The sequence below is a fragment of the Dehalobacter sp. 12DCB1 genome, assembly GCF_004343605.1.
GTDB lineage: Bacteria > Bacillota > Desulfitobacteriia > Desulfitobacteriales > Syntrophobotulaceae > Dehalobacter.
The window spans coordinates 176,925-196,299 of sequence record NZ_POSF01000011.1 but is presented as its reverse complement, the minus strand read 5'-3'; the positions used below and the strand labels follow the sequence as shown (position 1 = coordinate 196,299).

The following is a 19,375-nucleotide window of genomic DNA, read 5'->3' as shown; positions in this document are numbered from 1 at the left end:
TTAAGAAGTCTATATAGAACTAGACAGAGATAGAAGAATAGATAACCTTAAAATGTAAATAAACAGGAGGAGATTCTTTATGGCTTATGTAGTTAAGTCATCTGAGCGTCTGAGACCTTCAGCTGCTGATACGGAAACGAAATCATTATTGTATTTAATGAATTTCAGGGATGATAGTGATGAAATTCATTATTTTGTAGTTGATTTTTTCAATGATCTAACAGGCATGTCAAAAATGTCAGATAAGCTTTGGGACTTGCAGTCAAAGGGTGATAAGCAGTCTTCTCCTCATGCTATCGGTGCTGAATTGGTTACGTTGTATAAAAATTATATTAGTGAATTTGAGTTTGATAACTATATCCTTTTCTTGGGAGGGGTATCAAATACAGTTAGAGTTGATGATAAATTATCAAAATTCACTATTTCTAATGTAAAAGAAACTGCGTTGGCAAACCTAAAAAATGGGTTAATAGAGGAATGCAAGAGGAAAACCTATATTGCGAATGAGGATATCAGCGAAGAAAAAATAGACAAGTTTTTGAAAAAAGTACATTTTGTAATAGATGATCAGAGCAAGGCAGACTATGTCAAAAAGATAATAAAATTAAACTCGGGGATAATTCCAAAGGAGGAGACGCTGATAGCCATTTTTAATGAGATAAGAGATGTACAGGCTGGAAAGAAGAATATCAGTGTCGTAGAGGGGGTTACAGTAGTAGCTCCGGATGAGGCATTAAATTATGGAAGACATTTGACTACCACAGAGATTCGCCTTTTGGTGCTCAATAGAATATTGAATCAAAATGTAATTGGTTCAAATGTGCCGCGTTCATTTATAAATACTTACATCCAGTTTCCAGAAGAGAAAAGAAAGAATATGTTAGAGGATTGTCAGCTAGATTTATCCAGAGCGCTATTTAACAGTAATTGTCAGGAAGATTTCTGGAAGCTTTTTGAGAATATATACAACGTTATTATTAATAATCCGTCAGATGATATTAATGAGTTATACAGAAAATTGGATAAGAATATTTCAAAAAGATGTATGGATTTTGAAACTCTTTCACTAAAATATTTTATATCGTTGATTAAGGATGGTATCGAATTATGATAGTTAGAGCAATTTTTATTGGAAATACGGATGAAGCATATGCTTTTGAAAACTTTAACAGTGGGTTAAATATCATTTTTAGTGATGATAATAACAAGGGTAAGACAATAGTAATTCAGTCAATTATGTATTGTTTGGGTAATATACCGGCTTTTCCTACCTCATTTGCTTATGAAAAATATTTTCACATCTTGTATGTTGAACATAATGAGGAGTTAGTAAAAATCTGTAGAAGAGCAAAAAATTTTGTAATTAAAAAAGGTGAAGAGTACGCAGTTTTTGATAATACGGCTGAGTTTAAACGATATTGGAATAAAAATATTCAAACGTTGCCTGTAATAGAAAAGGATAGTGTTTTGAGAATTGTTGATCCGGAATTATTAGTACAATTATTTTTCGTTGGTCAGGATAAGAAGACAACTTCAGATATTGTTAATAAAGGCTGGTACAGAAAAAATGATTTTTATTCACTTCTGTATGCCATGGCTGGAATAAATAATTGTAACGCTTCTGTTGAAGATGTAGATAATATAAAAATTAAAATTAAGGATTTAAAGGCTGAGAAGGGGATTTTGCTAAAGGAAAACAAGATTCTAAAAGAGCATAATACGGCTTTTGAATATTTGAGTGCAACTAATGACAAAATTGCACTTGAAAATACGTTTAAAGAAATGGAGAGGGTAAAAGATAAGCTACTTGCGCTCAAGAAAGCAAGAGCTAATGCTGTCTCAAGACGAACTAAAAATGAATTAACACAAAAGGAACTCCGTTCATTGAATAGAACGATGAAAACAGGGCAAATTGCTTGTTTGGATTGCGGTTCAAAACATATAGCATATGAAAGTGCAGATTCTGAATTCTCTTTTGATATTTCTACATCTACAATGAGAAAACAAATATTAGATGCTGTACAGGAAAAAATTGATATATATAATGAAGAGATTGATCGACTAAATAAGGAAATTATTATTTGTCAGAGAGAGTTGGACTCTTCTCTGCAAGTTGATGATATTTCTATAGAGGCATTGTTGGTAGTACGACAGGAATTGGAAAGTGCGAAGAATGCAGATCAGCGAGTAAGTGAGATAGATTTGGAATTACAAAAATTAGGTGAACAATTGGAAAAGAAAGAGGCTCTTGTTGATTATGGAGAAAGAAAGTGCGAAAACCTGTTGACTAATGTTGTAGAGTCGATGAATGAATTTTATAAAGCTGTTGATATTGCAAATGAGAACGCATACAGCGATATATTTACCTCAAGAGATAAGATTTATTCAGGCAGTGAAGCTACAGAATTTCATTTAGCCCGTATGTATGCTTTTGAAAAGATTCTTCAACATGGATTTCCTATTATTGTAGATTCTTTTAGAGCAGAAGACTTGTCTTCAGAACGAGAGAAGAAAGCACTACAAAAGTTGTCTGAATTGACCAATCAGATAATACTTACCACCACATTAAAAGAAGAAGAAGAAAATAAATATGTAAACAATCTAGAAGTTCACAGTATTGATTTTAGTGGGCATGTTACAAACAAAATTCTTACAACGGAATATGTTGAAAGATTTTTAACTGCTGCAAATGAAATGTCAGTATTGTTAAGGTGAATTGGGCATCAGTAATTTTGATGAAGAATATGAAAGCGGAATTGATAAAATAATTTAGTACAATAGACAAATTATAAATCATCTTCGGTAGTTCTTTGGTATAGGCAACGCTTCCCTTCGTCGCCCACGCTCCGGAAGATACAGGGTATAAAATCAAAACGCGAACTACCAATGATAATATGGCACTGGCTGAATATCGGAAAACGTGATGATTAAATTTCGGAAGTGAGATAACACTATGAACACAATAGATGAATTATTATACTATTGCAGAGAAATCGAGCCTGTAGGTGCTTTACTACTAACTGGAGAATGGGGATGTGGAAAAACATATCTTATAGAGCATGAATTAAAAGATGCGCTTAAGGATGAGGCAGTAGTTCTTCGAGTAACATTGTTTGGCATATCTTCACCTGAAGAAATACATAATGCTGTTAAGAATGCATGGATACAAGAATATTGCAAAGTTAAGGGTATTGATGGAGTTACTAAAAAAGTTGCTGAGGTTAAAGAGATCATTAAAAAATTGGCATTTCTTCCGGAAAAGGTTAGGGGTATCGCTTCTACAGATGTGACTGCTTTCTTCCCATTTAGCAAGAAAATGGAAGACAAATCAGTAATACTTGTTTTTGATGATTTAGAACGTTGTCGAATGAGTAGTGTAGACGTGTTGGGCATTATTAATGATTATTGCGAAAATCAAAAGTATCACACGATCATTGTTGCAAATCAAGAGAAGATTATAACTAAACAGGAATCAACTCAAATAACTGCCGAAATACAGTTTGTTTCTTCTAAAAAAAGCAAAGTCGAGTCAAATGAGAAAAAAGCCACTTTGACAATCAATATGCCCCCTCAAATGGAACAGGGAGAGATTTCATACACAGAAATCAAGGAAAAAATCATTCAGAGAACTGTGCAATATTTGCCGGATTACCCTGAAATAGTACATGCCATTATTAAAGGTATGAAATATAAGGACAGTGAATATAACGCATTCGTGGAAAGGTGTGAAGAAGGTCTATTAGAATTATTTGCACCTGATAGAAATACTTTTGGATATGGCGGAAAGCAGACTGAAAAAGGAATGGAGCAACCCTGGAGAAGAACCCATAACATCAGAAGTTTAAAATGTGCAATAAGTGATTTTTATCGTGTATATAGTATATTGTATGATAATGAATTTGAAGATATTGCTGACTGGTTTTATAGTTTTGCAGCATATGTGATTTCATATAAAGCAGATATTGCTAAAGACGGTCATTACGGTACTCTTTTTTCTGATGGAGAAGTGCGTAAGCTATACCCAGTTTTTCAAGAACAATATATGTTTAGTGCTGTAAAACAATGGATACTTCATGGTGTTTGGAATGGGGATGCTATATCGCACGAGATTGAAATCATAAAGAAACGCAAAGAAGCCCAAAAGCCATGTGAGATTATAAAAGTTAATCGGATAATGGATGTTGACGAAGAGATAATCGATAAGGGCTTTGGAGATTTTCTTAATAGCGCATATGAGGGTAGCTTGACTTTAGATGACTATGTTCTTTTTATTGAGAATAGCAGTTGGGCAAGATACTACGGATACTCCTTTCCTGTAGAGATAGATTGGGATAAAGTTCAGGGAGGAGTCGGTAAGCGCATAGAGAGCCTTAAAGAGGTATTGCCAGAAGGCCAAATATTATTTCATGTTATTAGAGATGACAATAAGGAACATTTTACTGATGAAGAATGGGGTACATATAAGCTTATTTCTGATTTTGCGCTTAGTGATGGATTGATGTTTTTCAAGAATAGAAAACTATACATTGGAAAAATGAAAGAGTTTGCATCTTCATCTTTCGTTATCATTCAAAATAAAAGGTTTAATATATTTGATGAAGAAATGGCTATAGTTACAGCGCAAGCGTTTGCTCAGGATAATAATACTGGAAAGAAGCTGTTTGTTCACTATTTTAAAGATATGTGGAAATGTAATATTGAATCATCAGATATTCAGATTGAAGAGAGTCTGAAAGGATTTTCTAAACTAAGGGATTTATTAAAAGAACAGATTCAAGATTCTCAAATGAAGAAAAAAACTTTTGCAGTGTTGCATACAGAAGGATTTATTCAAGCAGTTGAGGAATTGATTGCATCTAAATGCACGGAAAAAGATCAAGAGCTGTCAAATAGATAATGCGAGTAAATAATTTCTGTTATTTCAACTTCATCTAATGTTTATGACCGACTTATCCTGTCGTGTTGGGAACTTTCTATTATAATCTGAGGTTTTAAATTCGCGTTTGGAGGAAGAGACTGGTGGAAAGTCATCCGGAGCTCTGTTTTGCCAAACTTAACAAAAATCAGCCGATTATCGAAAACAAACGGACGAAGGAAGGCGAACAAAAACGGCTTGACGTCTTACAGCGATATTATCCCGAGGCCAGGCGCGTTGTCGAAAAAATTTTAGCCGATGTGCCTTATCGCAAGAAAACGATGATGTGATCGATGCGCTTTGTCTGGCGGTTTGCGGAATGATCGGACAGGAGAATGGGTTTTATACCATACCTGAAAATCCGATGATGGACAAGAGTGGATTACTTATGCAAATGATATGCCCGATAATCTAAAACCGTTAACGATAAAAAGGAAATATATTTCCGATGAAGAATATCTTAAAAGGTCATTTCGTAGCATTTAAAATCAAGCTGAATAGGAGCTAACATATGTTAACAGGAAATATTCGCAACAAGGTGGACAAGATCTGGACCGATATGTGGGCCGGAGGAATAACTAATCCTCTAACCGTTATTGAACAACTTACGTATTTAATGTTTATCCGTTCGTTAGACGAAAAGGAATTGGAAATAGAAAGCGCGGAAAATCTAAGTGGTGAATCTCTAAAGAAGATCTTCCCTCAGACTGATGAAGGGCAGGATATGCGCTGGAGCAAATTTAAAACCAAGGATTCACGGATCATTTATGACATTGTCGGGACGAAGGTATTTCCGTTTATAAAAACGATGAATGGGGAAAGCCAATCTGCCTTTTCGCGTTATATGCAGGATGCTATGTTCTTAATTCCGACCCCTCAGGTATTGCAGAAGATTATTACCGGCCTGGATGAACTTTATGAACACGATATTAAGGATCTGGACATGCAGGGCGATGTTTATGAGTATATGCTCGGTAAGCTTTCTCAGGCTGGTACCAATGGTCAGTTCAGGACACCCAAACAGATCCGGGATATGATGGTCCGGCTCTTAGCCCCAACTCCGGACGATAAAATCTGTGACCCTGCCTGTGGGACGGCAGGTTTTCTCGTATCATGCGCCGAGTACATCCGGGAAAATTTTGAGGCTGAAATGAGCAGTGAACAATGGAAGCATTTCGGCGGGGATATGTTTACCGGCTTTGATACGGATCGGACCATGCTGCGCCTCTCTGCGATGAACCTGATGCTGCACTCGATTACTCAACCACATATTGATTATGTAGACAGCGTTTCCAAGCAGAACAGTATTGCTTCTGCCTATGATATCGTCCTGGCGAATCCGCCTTTTACCGGAACAGTCGATGAAGAGAGCATAAATGATAACCTCAAAGCGGTCTGCAGCACCAAGAAGACAGAGCTGCTTTTTGTGGCCTTATTTTTACGGATGTTACGCAAAGGCGGTCGTTGCTCCTGTATTGTTCCCGATGGGGTATTATTCGGAAGCACGAAGGCCCATAAAGCATTACGAATGGAACTGGTTGAAAATCATCAGCTTCAGGCGGTTATTTCTATGCCGAGCGGTGTATTTAAACCCTATGCCGGAGTGAGCACCGCTGTTCTGGTCTTTACGAAGACCGGGGCAGGGGGAACGGAAAAGGTTTGGTTCTATGATATGAAAGCAGACGGTTACTCCTTAGACGATAAGCGAACACCGGTAGAAGCCAATGATATTCCGGATATCCTAGCACGTTACCATAACCTTGAAGGGGAGGTAGATCGGAAACCTACGGAGCAGAGCTTTTTTGTGGAGAAGTCTGCGATAGCAGCAAATGATTATGATTTGTCCATCAACCGTTATAAAGAGGTTGTTTATGAAAAAGTAGAATATGATGCGCCGGACGTTATTATGGCGCGGTTGGATGAGCTTACCATGGATATTTCTTCTAAGATGGAGGAATTGAGGGGGCTTATTGGTGAGTAAGTGGGAAATGGTAAAGCTTGGGGATATTTTTAAAATAACTTCTGGAGGGACACCACTTAAAAGTAAGCCTGAGTATTATGAAAATGGAATTATTCCATGGGTACGAACAGGCGATCTGAAAGAAAAATATATTTTAAAAGTTGAAGGTGTCATAACAGAAGAGGGACTAAAAAATAGTTCAGCAAAAATATTTCCAATAAATACAGTGCTAGTTGCAATGTATGGTGCAACAATTGGCGCTTGTTCAATTCTAGCCATCAAAGCATCTACGAATCAGGCATGCGCTGCTTTTTTTCCAAATGATAAAGTTGATAGTTCCTATTTATACTATTTTCTAAATAGTAAACGAAATGACTTTATAAAAATGGGAGTTGGTGGTGCACAACCTAATATTTCTGCTGCAATTTTAAAAGCTGTAGAACTCCCTCTCCCACCCCTCGAAACCCAAAAGCAAATCGCCAAAACTTTAGAAACCGCTTCAGAGCTGCTTAGCATGCGCAAACAGCAGCTTGCAGAGTTGGATGGGCTTATCAAGTCAGTCTTTTATGATATGTTTGGGGATCCTGTGACGAATGAGAAGGGGTGGATACAAAAATTTTTATATGAATTACTGGATGAAATCAAGTATGGAACTAGCACGCCTCCGATATTTTCAGATTATGGATATTGCTTTATAAGGGCAACAAACATTAAGTTTGGCAGAATCATAGAGGAAGATATGAAGTCTATATCAGAAAATGAAGCAAAAAAAATAAGTAAGTGTAAGCTAAAAGCTGGAGATATAATTATAGTTAGAAGTGGAGTAAATACGGGTGATACTTGTGTTATTGATGGGAAATTTATTGGGCAATATGCAGGGTATGACTTGATATTGACACTAAATTCCAAGTTGTTAAATCCGATATATTTCAACGAGTTGATTAATACTAAATTTCTGGAATTGGTTGTAAAGCCTTTAACAAGAAGAGCAGCTCAACCACACTTAAATGCAGAACAGACAAAAAATCTATCAATAATACTTCCACCACTTACTCTCCAAACTCAATTCGCCTCCATCGTCACCAAAATCGAAGAACAAAAAGCCCTTGTCAAAAAAGTCATCGACGAAACCCAATACCTCTTAGACAGCCTAATGAGCCAGTATTTTGATTAATCCGAGGTGATATAGATGCCTGCAAACTTTGAATTCCTAGAAGGTCAAAAAGAATATCAACTCTTCGCCCCAGCCTGTATCGAAGCGGAACGGGTACTGACTACCTCTCCGGCCATGGCGGCAGTAGGCAGTCGCAAGGCCTTTGAGCTGGCGGTCAAATGGGTATATTCTGCGGATAACACCATCTCCATGCCGTATAAGGATAATTTGCAGGCACTCATTCACGAACCGACTTTTCGTTTTGCAGTGGACAATATCACCTGGAATAAGCTGCCCTACATTATTAAACTCGGCAACCTTGCCGTACACACGGAAAAAGCGATCAGCCGCAGTGATGCGATTCTTTCTTTAGCATCCTTGTTTGAATTTGTGCAATGGATCGATTATTGCTATGGCGCACAATATGAAGAACGGTCTTTTGAGGAAACCAAGATCCCAGGCGAAAAGATCATCATCGATGAAACCAGGATTAAGGAAAAAGAAAGCCTGATTGAGCAAAAGGATTCGGAAATCCAAGCCTTGCGGGCGCAGATTGCCGGCTTGAGCAGTCAGCTTACTGCAGATAAGCAGCAGCATAAGGAAGAACGGCAGTTTAATCCTGAAGATATCTCCGAATTCCTAACCCGCAAAAAATATATTGATGTAGATTTAAAGCTCTTGGGATGGGTATTCGGCGACGATGTCCGAGAAGAAGTAGAACTTGTTGGTATGCCTAACCCGGAAGGCAAAGGTTACGCCGACTACGTGCTTTACGGTAAAGACGGTTTGCCACTGGCTGTCATTGAGGCCAAACGGACTTCCAAAGATCCCAAGATCGGCACCCAGCAGGCCAAGCTTTATGCTGATTGCCTGGAGAAAATGACCGGCAGAAGGCCGATGATGTTTATCACCAATGGCTTTGAGACCTATCTTTGGGATGATGTTACTTCGCCCCAGCGAAAGGTGAGCGGGGTATTTGCCAAAGCGGATTTGGAAAAGCTCATGAACCGCCGCCAGGAACGCAAATCCTTAAATGAGATCGTAATTGACGATAAAATTACCGACCGCTATTACCAAAAAGAGGCCATCCGCGCGGTTTGTGAGAATATCGAAACTGGACACCGCCGATCCTTATTGGTCATGGCCACCGGAACAGGGAAGACCAGGACAGCTTCCAGCTTAACCGATGTCTTATCTCGTGGCGGCTATGTCACCAATATCTTATTTTTAGCGGATCGTACAGCCTTGGTGAAACAGGCGAAGGATGACTTTAAGACGTATCTTCCGGATATGTCGCTGTGCAACCTCCAGAGCAACAAAGAAGATAAGAGTTCCCGCATCGTCTTTTCCACTTATCCGACGATGCTGAATTCTATCAATTCAGCGAAGACCGAGGAGGGGCAGCGGTTATTTACCCCGGCTCATTTTGATTTGATTATCATTGATGAAGCCCATCGCAGTATCTTTAAAAAATACCGGGCGATCTTTGAATATTTTGATGCTTTCCTGGTCGGACTTACGGCTACGCCAAGAACAGAGGTTGACCATAACACCTACGACTTTTTTGAAATGGAAAGAGGCGTTCCTACTTACGCCTATGACTATGAAACGGCTGTGGAGACGGACCATGTACTCGTGCCCTATCATAATATCGAAGTCAAAACGAGGTTTCTGGAGGAAGGGATCGCTTATGATGACCTTCCCGAAGAAGACAAGGCCCGTTTTGAAGAGGATTTTACCGATGAGGACGGGGAGATGCCTGATTTTATACCGTCTCCGGCGATCAATGATTTTATCTTTAACCAGTCTACCGTCGATACCGTCCTTGAAGATCTGATGATCAAAGGGCTAAAGGTTGCAGGTGGGGATCGTCTCGGGAAAACCATTATTTTTGCTCAAAACAAAATGCACGCGCAATATATCATCGAGCGATTTAATAAACTCTATCCCCAATATCATGGGAGCTTTGCGAAGCGAATCGTTTGTGATGACAGCTATGCACAAACCCTCATCATTGATTTTAAAATCGCGGCAAGAGATCCACATATTGCTGTATCGGTGGACATGCTGGATACCGGTATCGATGTGCCGGAAATCCTCAACCTCGTATTTTTTAAGCGTGTGCGCTCGAAAATAAAGTTCTGGCAGATGATTGGCCGGGGAACCAGGCTTTGTCCCAATCTCTTTGGTGAAAATCAGGATAAGACGTATTTTCTGATTTTTGATTACTTGGGGAACTTTGAATTTTTCCGAACCAATAAAGATGGCTTAATTGGAAGCGAGTCGCCAAGCCTTTCCGAAGTGATCTTTGCAAAAAGAATTCGCTTGATCCATCTTCTCCAACAATCTGCCTTTATCGATGCACCTTACCAGGAAATCCGAAACAGCCTGATTCAGACCGTGTTAAATCAAATTAACGCACTGAATCCGGAATTGGTGTCTGTAAAATTACAGCTCCAATACGTGGAGAAATATAAACAGCAAGAGGCTTTTATCTGTCTGTCTGATCGTGATAAGCATGATCTTACCCAATATTTGGCCCCAATTGTTTATCTGGATGATTTAGACGAATATGCTAAACGCTTTGACAACTTAATATATGGGCTCATGATTGCTCAGATCGAAGGTCTGGGACAGTTTCAAAAGGGTAAAAAAGAGCTCATTATTATTTGTATTAAGTTAGGTAAGCGAATGACGATTGCCCAGATCAAAGAGAAAGTCGAACTCATCCATACCACTACCACCGACGAATTCTGGGAAACATCCGATAGCGTCAACTTTGAAAAGGTGAGAGTGGAGCTTCGCGATTTAATCAAGTTTCTGTTTGATGATGGCCCCAATAAGAACCCCATCTATACGAATCTCAAGGATGATATCCTGATGGTCAAAGAAGGAGATCCCTTAGGCCCGGCCTATGATTTTAAAGACTATAAGCTCAAGGTGAACCGCTATATTGAGCAGCACAAAGACCATATTGCTATATATAAATTAAGGAATAATATCCAACTGACAACCAAAGATTACCAAAGCTTAGAACATATCTTGACCGGTGAACTGGGCACGGCTGAGGATTATAAGAGGGAATACCAAGATACTCCGTTTGGCTTGCTGGTCCGAAAAATCGCCAAGATGGAGTATGAAGCTGCAGTTGCTGCCTTTTCTGAATTCATTAATGACCAGTCTTTAAACCATTCCCAGACTGTCTTTGTTAAAAAGATCGTGAATCACATTGTACAAAACGGTTATATTGATAGTGTATCGGAACTGATGAAACCGCCTTTTGACAAACCACAGAGTTTTATCAAACTTTTTGATGGTGCTAAGCAAAAGCGAATTGTAGAAGCGGTTACATCGATTAAGGATAACGCAGTGAAGGTAATAGGTTAGATTCTGACGATGTTTGCTATATGTGATAAAATGTCCAAGATTATGTAAATATATGGTATAATATTTCTACAACAGATGGCTACAGGGCGGTTGGCATTTCCTCCGAAGGGAGGTGATAACAACGGTAAAATATTAAGTGACTTAAACCCTGGAATAACAACCGTTGAAAGTAAGGTTTTTGAGATTTCAAAAGAGCTGTATAATAGCGGGAAATGGTTCGTCCTCATAGATAACAGCAAAAAAGTTGCAATAAATTAATGTAGTAGAAATTGTTTCTGGCATAACTTAGAAATAGGTTATGCCTTTTGAAATAGGAAAATTTTGTGTCGAGAAATTAGAGGATTATGAAAATTAAGGAAGAAATAGTTAAAAATATAGGTCTTCGGCATGTTTAATGGTGAAGAACAACACGTTAAGATCCAGTTTGATAACTCACTTGCTGGCGTTATTATTGATCGCTTTGGGAAAGTCTATTTTGGCTTTTCCAATTTGGTGTGATGGCCAGAGTTATTAGCCCGGATAGCCTGATCCAGGAACTCAAACAACGGGCAGACAGTATAGCAAATTTATATGGCAGGCGCGTGAGATTTGTAAAAGAGTAATAATTTAATATTGATAATAAATGGAGGGTGAAAAAATGGTTTGGCAAAAGGGAGTAATTAAGGCTGGAAAAGAAGTAGCTAAAATAATGGCTCCAGATGTTTTGAATTTGGGGGCAAAAATTGGAACTGAAATTGTGCAAAAGCAGATGAACCTCGTTAAAATTCCTGATTTAAAAGATGTTCATGTTGACGAAGCGTTACGTGTTCTAAAAGATGAACTTAACTTGACGCCAATATCAGCTATCGCAAATCCTAGTTTAGCGTATGCATATGAAAGTGAAAACGATGTGATGCATTCTGAACCAAGATTTGGATCGCGGGTAGATCCAGGGACGACAGTAAAGGTTTACTATCTCACGCAAGAAGTAATCGATAAGAGTAAAAATCTATTAGGAAATGTGGTTCAAGAATTTCAAGTTCCAAGAATCATTGGGCTTAATATCTATGAGGCACGCGAAGACCTTGAGGGCTTAGGGCTGAAAGTCACTGAAAAATTAGAAAAACCACATTTGAGTTTCATCGGTAAAGAAGATGGTCAGGTAACTCGATTTACTTATCCAAATGATCAAAAAATCGGTTCCAAGTTAAAGTCTGGCGATCGCGTTTGGCTCTATTATCTCAATGAAGAAGTGATATTGGAGAGTACGTCAATAAAAGATAAAAAGGAAAAAGATAGGCAAGAGACGTTCGGTAAAATCGGTAAGGTTACCAAAGACGTTACAAAAGAAATTTACACAGGCACTGTCGATGCACCTAAGAATATTGCTAAAAATATTAAAAATCCGTTCACAAAGAAAAAGGTGAGTTCAGATGAGAGTGAAGAATAGTGGACATTAAATAGCTTTGATATTGAATGCATGCGCTTTTCGCATAAAATAGTATTGTTCAAAAATATTAGATTATTAAGTGATATAAAAAAGAGTGAGTGGTTTTTGTTAAGGCCTGACAGTCAAAGTATAAAGTGGTCGAATTCGACCACTTTATATAATCAGGTTAGCTTGGAGGATAAACATGACTGCATTTGCTTATGGGATTAATTGGTTGACCAAGAACGTACGTTCGTATATAATGGACATAGATGTGCTATTTGCAAGGTTACTATGAATCCCGATGAAATTGGTGTCGGATTACAGTTGATACAGGTGAACTTGAAACATAAAAGCGGAGGATACAAAACCCATGACAAAGAAAAAGTATACCGAAATCACAATCCGCTCCAGTGCAGCTGAATATCTGACATTTATCGCAGCAACAGGCGATAATGAACAAAGTTTTGAAGTTCGCTATCAGGATGAAAATATTTGGATTACGCAAAAAATGATGGCTACATTGTATGAGGTGAGTGTTGCAGCAATTAACCAACATTTAAGAAAGATTTTTGATGACCGCGAGCTCGAACCTGATTCAGTTATTAAGAAATACTTAATAACTGCTGCAGACAAAAAAAAATATAATACAAACCATTATAATCTTCAGGCAATAATAGCAGTGGGTTTTAAAGTCAACAACGAGCGAGCTGTTCAATTCCGCAAATGGGCAAATCAGATTGTGAAGAATTATACCATTCAAGGTTGGGTTATGGATGAGGAACGTCTAAAACATGGCGGAACAATCCTCACACAGGAATATTTTGACCGACAACTTGAAAAAATTCGAGAAATACGTATGAGCGAACGTCGGTTCTATCAGAAAATAACCGACATTTATGCAACAAGTCTTGATTATGATAGCACAGCAAAAACTACACGGGATTTTTTCGCAAAGGTACAAAACAAGTTACACTTTGCCGTTCACGGTAACACTGCAGCCGAAGTTATATATAATCGAGCAGACGCCCAAAAAAAGCATATGGGTTTGACTACTTGGAATGACGCGCCACAAGGGAAAATCCAGCCCAACGATGTTGTTGTGGCAAAAAATTATTTATCAGAAGAAGAATTGCATTCGCTTGAACTCATCGTGTCAGCGTATCTTGATTTGGCTGAACGCCGTACCATGGGACATATTCCAATGACAATGGAAGATTGGGCAAAACATCTTGACTTAATTCTTCAGGCTGACGGAAACGAACTCTTAACAAACGCAGGAAAAATATCCGCGCAAATAGCCGAGCAGCACGCACTAAGCGAATTTGAAAAATATCGTGTCATTCAAGACAGATTGTTTGAAAGTGACTATGACAGATTTTTAGCACAGCTGGATATGTTAGAAGAAAAAAGCAAGCAGTGAGTAACCGATGCTCAGGGGAACGATTTAAATATTATGTTTTGGTCTTATGGCAAATATGAGTTTTAAAGGAGTAATCCTATGGAGGAACTTGTAAAACATGCCTCGGTATTTAATCGAATTGCACCGATCTATAATTGGTATTTCCGTCAGCAAGTAAAAGACTATCGCTCGCTTATTAACTGTTACGATGATTTGTTTCAAATTCCCTCTGCTGGCAAAGTACTCGATATTGGCTGCGGCACAGGGGCATTATTATATTCCCTGGCAGAAAGGGGTTATCTTGGAACCGGCGTGGATTTTTCCGATGGTATGCTGCGGGCGGCTAAAAAGTCGACGCAAGACCGATCGATCGCGTTTGTCCAGGCAGATGTTACCCAGGGGCTGGATTTCCCTGAAAAGAGCTTCGACTTGGTTCTTGCCTTTTATGTCCTTCATGGTCTGAGCTCCGGCTTGCGTCAGAAGATTTATGCTGAGGCCAGCAGGCTTTCGCGCGGCCGAATTCTTTTTTATGATTACAATCAGAAGCGTCGCTTGCTTACAGACATTGCAGAATGGGCTGAAGGAGGCGACTATTTTGAATTTGTACGTCATGGGGCGGACGAAATGAAAGCTTTTTTTTCACATGTGGAAGTGATTGACGCCGGGATCCAGACTGCTTTTTATGTTTGCTCATCCAAGTGAATCGATGTGATTCGATAACAAGTCATTTAAACGAATGATTTTACTGCCTTTACTTTCATAATAGCGCAGCATTTCGTCAATTTTCCTTTTATCATAACTGGTAATGCAATCGGATAGGACATTAACGCCATAATTTGCTTTGCATAAGTTGTAACAGGTTGATTTAACACATAGAGCAGCATCTGCTCCTGTTATGTAGAAATCACCTATTTCATTTTTTCGAATAAAGTCTGTAAATTCTTCACTGCTTAAGGCGTTTCCTTTGTATTTTGTAAATACATTTTTTGATACTATTTTCAAGTCTGAAGCTAATTCAGACCCATATGTATTGGTTTTAAAAGTCCGCGTACCGGCTGACAAATTTTCATGCCTGATATAAATAACATGAATATGATTATGGACTGCCCAATCAATCGCTTTATTGATATTGTCAATAATATCCTTATAATTCTTGGTTATATCATTTTGAATATCAATGATGACTAAGGCTTTTTTCTGCATAGTGTCTCCTCCTGATAGGTAGATTGATTTGTTTGCTATTTTATTGTACCGTGTAATTGTTGACAACAGTGTGGCAACAATCCATAATGATAAAAAGAAATTTTGAAGGCGGCTATCAGATGAAGGTTGACAGGCTTGTTAGCATTATTATGATACTCCTTGATAAAGAGCGTATAGGCGCACAGGAGTTAGCAGATATGTTTGAAGTGTCACCCCGCACAATCTACCGCGACATAGACACTATCAACCTGGCGGGTATTCCTGTTCGCGCAACATCGGGAGTGGGCGGCGGCTTTGAAATCATGCAGAAATACAAGATTGATAGAAAGGTTTTTTCGACTACCGACCTTTCCGCTATCTTGATGGGGCTTTCCAGTCTTTCCAACATGATACGAGGGGATGAACTGGTAAACGCCCTTGCGAAAGTCAAGAGTTTTATCCCCGCCGATAGAGCGAAAGACATTGAATTAAAAGCAAATCAAATGTATATCGATTTAAGTCCGTGGATGGGCAACAGGAACATACAATCCTATTTAGAAATGATCAAAACAGCTTTGCAGGAAAGTAAGCTGCTTTCGTTTGAATATGCAGACCGCTACGGAAATAAAACCGCACGAACAGCCGAGCCTTATCAGCTTGTATTGAAAAGTAGTCATTGGTACTTACAAGGGTATTGCCATAAAAGAAATGATTTTCGCTTATTCAAACTATCCCGCACATCAAACCTACAAATACAAGAGGAATTTTTTACGCCACGAGATTACCAAAAACCGCAGTTGGATTTCACTGATATTTTGGCAACGATGCAAACAAAAATCAAAATTCGTATTCATAAATCTGTCATGGACAGGGTGCTTGATTATTGCACTTATGAACACTTTTCGCCACACGGTGATGAGCATTACATTGTTAGTTTTCCTTTCATAGAGAACGAATACTACTACAATATTCTTTTCAGTTTCGGGGATAAATGCGAGTGTTTAGAGCCGTTACATATCCGCACAGAAATGAAGCGTAGAATACATGCTATAGCTACCTTATACGAAAGCTAGAACAAGGAGTCTATTCTCATATTCACAATCAGAACAAATGTACATAGAAAGCCCTAAAACGAATATTTCTCTTGCCATGCTGAATAATGTGGTATAAAATACCATTAGAACATATGTTCGTTAGTGATTGTCTCAGAGGAGGAGAGTTCATATGACTGAGATTGAAAGTTATTCTGAAAAAACTTTTGAGGCTATCAAACATTTGACTACAGAGGGTATTGAGTTTTGGTATGCCAGAGAGTTAAAGGTTGTATTGGAATATCAACAATGGAGGAGTTTTACCGATGTAATAGAGCGTGCAAAGATCGCTTGCCAAAATAGCGGCTATCTTGTTGCAGACCATTTTGCGGAGATCCGCAAAATGGTTGATATCGGTTCAGGTGCTGAACGAGAGATAGAAGATATAATGCTTTCCCGTTATGCATGTTATTTAATTGTTCAAAATGGAGACTCTCGAAAAAAAGTGATTGCAATTGGACAAACTTATTTTGCCGTAAAGACACGTCAGCAAGAATTAATTGAGAACTATGATCAGTTGAATGAAGAACAGAAGCGTTTAGCAATCCGCAACGAGATGATAGTTCATAATAAGTCTTTAGCTGAGGCGGCAAAAGAGGCCGGCGTTGTTGAAGCAAAGGATTATGCGGTTTTTCAAAATAAAGGGTACCAAGGATTGTATGGTGGCTTTGGGGTGAAAGAAATCCATGAACGCAAAGGCTTAAAGAAAAGCCAAAAAATACTCGACCATATGGGAAGCACCGAATTAGCGGCAAATCTATTCCGAGCTACTCAAACAGATGAAAAATTGAGAAGAGAGAATGTTAAAGGAAAAGATAAAGCCAATCAGACTCATTTTCAAGTAGGACAAAAGGTAAGGCAAACGATTAAAGAATTGGGAGGAACCATGCCGGAGGATTTGCCAACACCGGGGAAGAGCATTCAACAAATTGAGAAGGAACATAAGGGTAGGGATATGGAGATAAAATAAGAAACTCGCGTGCCTCTTGCATGATGCCAGTGAGACCTAAATTTCCGATATATCGCGACCGGTCAAACAAATCTGCCTGATTATATTGCCAAAGAATCCAGATTGCAGTTTCTGCATCGGGGTTATTTTGTAAAGTTTTATTGCCGAACTAAGAGTGATTAAGGCGATTACGTAAAGCTCGTTGTACGAGGGCGGCCTTGCGGCCGCCAATCCCTCGAAATGATGCCTTGAAACCAGCCATGCTCTCCGGACAGCTTATCCGGAGTATTTTATTCTTGGGGGGGATCGTAGAGATCGTCCGTGGTAGTATCTACCACTTTAATATCTCTCTTGCTTGTCAGATCCCCACTGGAAGTGGCAAAAATGTTTTTTGCCATGATGAGGTCCATGACCGTCCCGACTTGGGCAAGCGTAAGGCCTGCCTTTGGCTGGGGAAGGGTAATGGTAAACGCCTTACCACCTACGGTCGTAAATACCATTCTTAAAACTTTCTGGCTCGTTATTGCCATGCTCTGTCACCACCTGGAATTATTTTCTCCGGTCGGTTATTCATCGGTCAGCTCAAAAATTTTTAGGCGGCGGATATCTGTCAATGGATAATCCACCAGGCTTGATAAAGCGACAGCCACATCGTATACGTCCTGATCAGTTGCCGTTGCTTTAACGCCGGTCAGGCTTTTTTGCCGGAGAACAGGTGCGCCGCCGGCGGTAGTTCCTGTCTGATAGCGGGTCGCCATTACGGAGTCCAACGTGTTTACCACTAAAGTCATAGCTTAGCTTACCTCTTTTCCTGGTTTTCTGCTTGTCCGAAGAGCATGTCCTTTTTAGTATATGCCCATTGTTCTCTGGAGGTTCAGGAAAAGAGATTAATTTTATTCAGGATTTTCCGGGGCTTTCGGAGCTGTCATGGCCGTTTTCTCGATGCGCTTTAACTTGTTCATCGCTTTAGACATCAACTGATTGGCATGGGTGATATATAATTTGCAAGCATCCGGGTCCGCTGCGGCCATTTCTTTGATGGCGATAAAGAGTTCCTCGAATCCTTTGGCTATCAGCTCGAAGCGGGCGTCCGCCTGGGTCATGGAGAGGTTGAGTTTTAAGAGCCTGCTTTCGTATTCTATCTCGGCGATGCGCTTGGCCGCATCATTTTCATTTTCCAGGACGTCAAGCTTCCGCTGCAGCTTCAATACATTTCCCTGCTCGGCCCAGACGGCTTGCAGGTTATCTGTAGCTTCTTTTTTCGCCTGATCACGCTCATCGGATAATTTGGAGATTTTATCTTTTTGCTCAGCACAGACTTTCAGCAGGTCTTCGTCTTCTTTCCCGGCAAGCTCCTGGTTTCTCACAGATACGGCCTGTTGCAGCTGCCGGCTGCTCATGCTGCCTGCATCATTCTCAGCGATAAACTCATCCCGTTCCTCTACCGGGAGCCCAAGAAGGATGAGGGCCTGGGTGTAGGTTAGATTCGTCACCGGTGACGAATCTAACATTTCCTGATCTTCGGATGGGACAAGCAGTTTAGCCCCATATTCATCGAAGATTTGCATCATCCTATCTGCAGTTCTTTGAGAATAACTTACCGATTCCTCCAGCCATTTGCCCCACTCTCCATAGGGCAGCAGCGCTTTGGCTTCCTTTAGACGTTTTCCTACTTCGACGGCGCTGGTCAGCAGAATTTTATTGGTTTGTTGTTTAATCGTATTGATTTCAGCCGCTATCACAGGCGGCGTACGTTCTGTCAGTAAATCACGCATATTGATACCGCTCTTTCCTGTATTTTATTGGCATCATATGGGATAAGCCTGACAAGCGTGACAAAAAAATTGCAGTATCTTTTGCAAGCTTACACTTAGTAAAAGACAACCGTTTAATTTGGACCAGATAATATGATATATTAAAAATAAGAG

16 protein-coding genes are annotated in these 19,375 nt (G+C 39.4%); 12 read left to right on the top strand and 4 right to left on the bottom strand.

Translation table 11 applies throughout. The features are described from left to right. Positions 1-79: 79 nt before the first annotated feature. The 10 genes from C1I38_RS04490 (at position 80) to C1I38_RS04435 (ending at position 14,927) form a co-directional block, all read left to right on the top strand. Positions 80-1,111, top strand: a complete 1,032-nt coding sequence (locus tag C1I38_RS04490) for a hypothetical protein (protein WP_119776142.1) — start codon at positions 80-82, stop codon at positions 1,109-1,111. Beyond that, entirely contained in the window at positions 1,108-2,715 is a 1,608-nt protein-coding gene (locus C1I38_RS04485; protein WP_119776144.1) for a hypothetical protein, read from the top strand. Before C1I38_RS04490 ends, C1I38_RS04485 begins: the two co-directional genes overlap by 4 nt. 238 nt (positions 2,716-2,953) lie before the next feature. Then, the gene (locus tag C1I38_RS04480) at positions 2,954-4,897 is read left to right on the top strand and encodes a P-loop NTPase fold protein (protein WP_119776145.1); all 1,944 of its coding nucleotides are present in this window, start codon (positions 2,954-2,956) and stop codon (positions 4,895-4,897) included. 98 nt (positions 4,898-4,995) lie between these two features. Beyond that, positions 4,996-5,205: a DUF429 domain-containing protein gene (locus C1I38_RS04475; RefSeq protein WP_119776147.1), complete on the top strand. Its 210-nt coding sequence runs from the start codon at positions 4,996-4,998 to the stop codon at positions 5,203-5,205. A 221-nt stretch (positions 5,206-5,426) separates the two neighbouring features. Then, positions 5,427-6,896, top strand: a complete 1,470-nt coding sequence (locus tag C1I38_RS04470; protein ID WP_119776149.1) for a class I SAM-dependent DNA methyltransferase — start codon at positions 5,427-5,429, stop codon at positions 6,894-6,896. Continuing rightward, a complete protein-coding gene (locus tag C1I38_RS04465; RefSeq protein WP_119776150.1) occupies positions 6,889-8,049 on the top strand; it encodes a restriction endonuclease subunit S in 1,161 nt (386 codons plus the stop codon). The genes C1I38_RS04470 and C1I38_RS04465 overlap by 8 nt, the downstream gene beginning before the upstream one ends. A gap of 15 nt (positions 8,050-8,064) precedes the next feature. Next, positions 8,065-11,415: a DEAD/DEAH box helicase family protein gene (locus tag C1I38_RS04460; protein ID WP_119776152.1), complete on the top strand. Its 3,351-nt coding sequence runs from the start codon at positions 8,065-8,067 to the stop codon at positions 11,413-11,415. 637 nt (positions 11,416-12,052) lie between these two features. After that, entirely contained in the window at positions 12,053-12,844 is a 792-nt protein-coding gene (locus tag C1I38_RS04445; protein ID WP_165904901.1) for a PASTA domain-containing protein, read from the top strand. 352 nt (positions 12,845-13,196) lie between these two features. Beyond that, positions 13,197-14,246, top strand: coding sequence for a virulence RhuM family protein (locus tag C1I38_RS04440; RefSeq protein ID WP_119776155.1), 1,050 nt, complete (start codon positions 13,197-13,199; stop codon positions 14,244-14,246). A gap of 78 nt (positions 14,247-14,324) precedes the next feature. Next, positions 14,325-14,927: a class I SAM-dependent methyltransferase gene (locus C1I38_RS04435; RefSeq protein WP_119776157.1), complete on the top strand. Its 603-nt coding sequence runs from the start codon at positions 14,325-14,327 to the stop codon at positions 14,925-14,927. Here C1I38_RS04435 and C1I38_RS04430 read toward each other — a convergent pair. Beyond that, entirely contained in the window at positions 14,916-15,428 is a 513-nt protein-coding gene (locus C1I38_RS04430) for an isochorismatase family cysteine hydrolase (RefSeq protein ID WP_119776158.1), read from the bottom strand. The two genes, C1I38_RS04435 and C1I38_RS04430, sit on opposite strands and share 12 nt — an antisense overlap. 119 nt (positions 15,429-15,547) lie before the next feature. Between C1I38_RS04430 and C1I38_RS04425 the strand changes: the two genes are divergently transcribed. Together C1I38_RS04425 and dinD are read left to right on the top strand one after the other, a co-directional pair. Further along, complete coding sequence (locus tag C1I38_RS04425) at positions 15,548-16,480, top strand: YafY family protein (RefSeq protein ID WP_119776160.1); 933 nt, start codon at positions 15,548-15,550, stop codon at positions 16,478-16,480. Positions 16,481-16,631: 151 nt separating this feature from the next. Beyond that, positions 16,632-17,468: a DNA damage-inducible protein D gene (gene dinD / locus C1I38_RS04420; RefSeq protein WP_119776161.1), complete on the top strand. Its 837-nt coding sequence runs from the start codon at positions 16,632-16,634 to the stop codon at positions 17,466-17,468. Positions 17,469-17,737: 269 nt separating this feature from the next. Here dinD and C1I38_RS04415 read toward each other — a convergent pair whose 3' ends face one another. From C1I38_RS04415 to C1I38_RS04405, 3 genes are all read right to left on the bottom strand, one after another. Further along, on the bottom strand, positions 17,738-17,977 hold the full coding sequence (locus C1I38_RS04415; RefSeq protein ID WP_026156625.1) for a DUF2922 domain-containing protein: 240 nt from the start codon (positions 17,975-17,977) through the stop codon (positions 17,738-17,740). Positions 17,978-18,013: 36 nt separating this feature from the next. Further along, positions 18,014-18,238 (bottom strand): DUF1659 domain-containing protein, encoded by a 225-nt coding sequence (locus C1I38_RS04410; RefSeq protein WP_020492989.1) that lies wholly within the window; start codon positions 18,236-18,238, stop codon positions 18,014-18,016. 102 nt (positions 18,239-18,340) lie between these two features. Beyond that, positions 18,341-19,222: a DUF3102 domain-containing protein gene (locus C1I38_RS04405; protein ID WP_119776163.1), complete on the bottom strand. Its 882-nt coding sequence runs from the start codon at positions 19,220-19,222 to the stop codon at positions 18,341-18,343. Positions 19,223-19,375 lie beyond the last annotated feature (153 nt).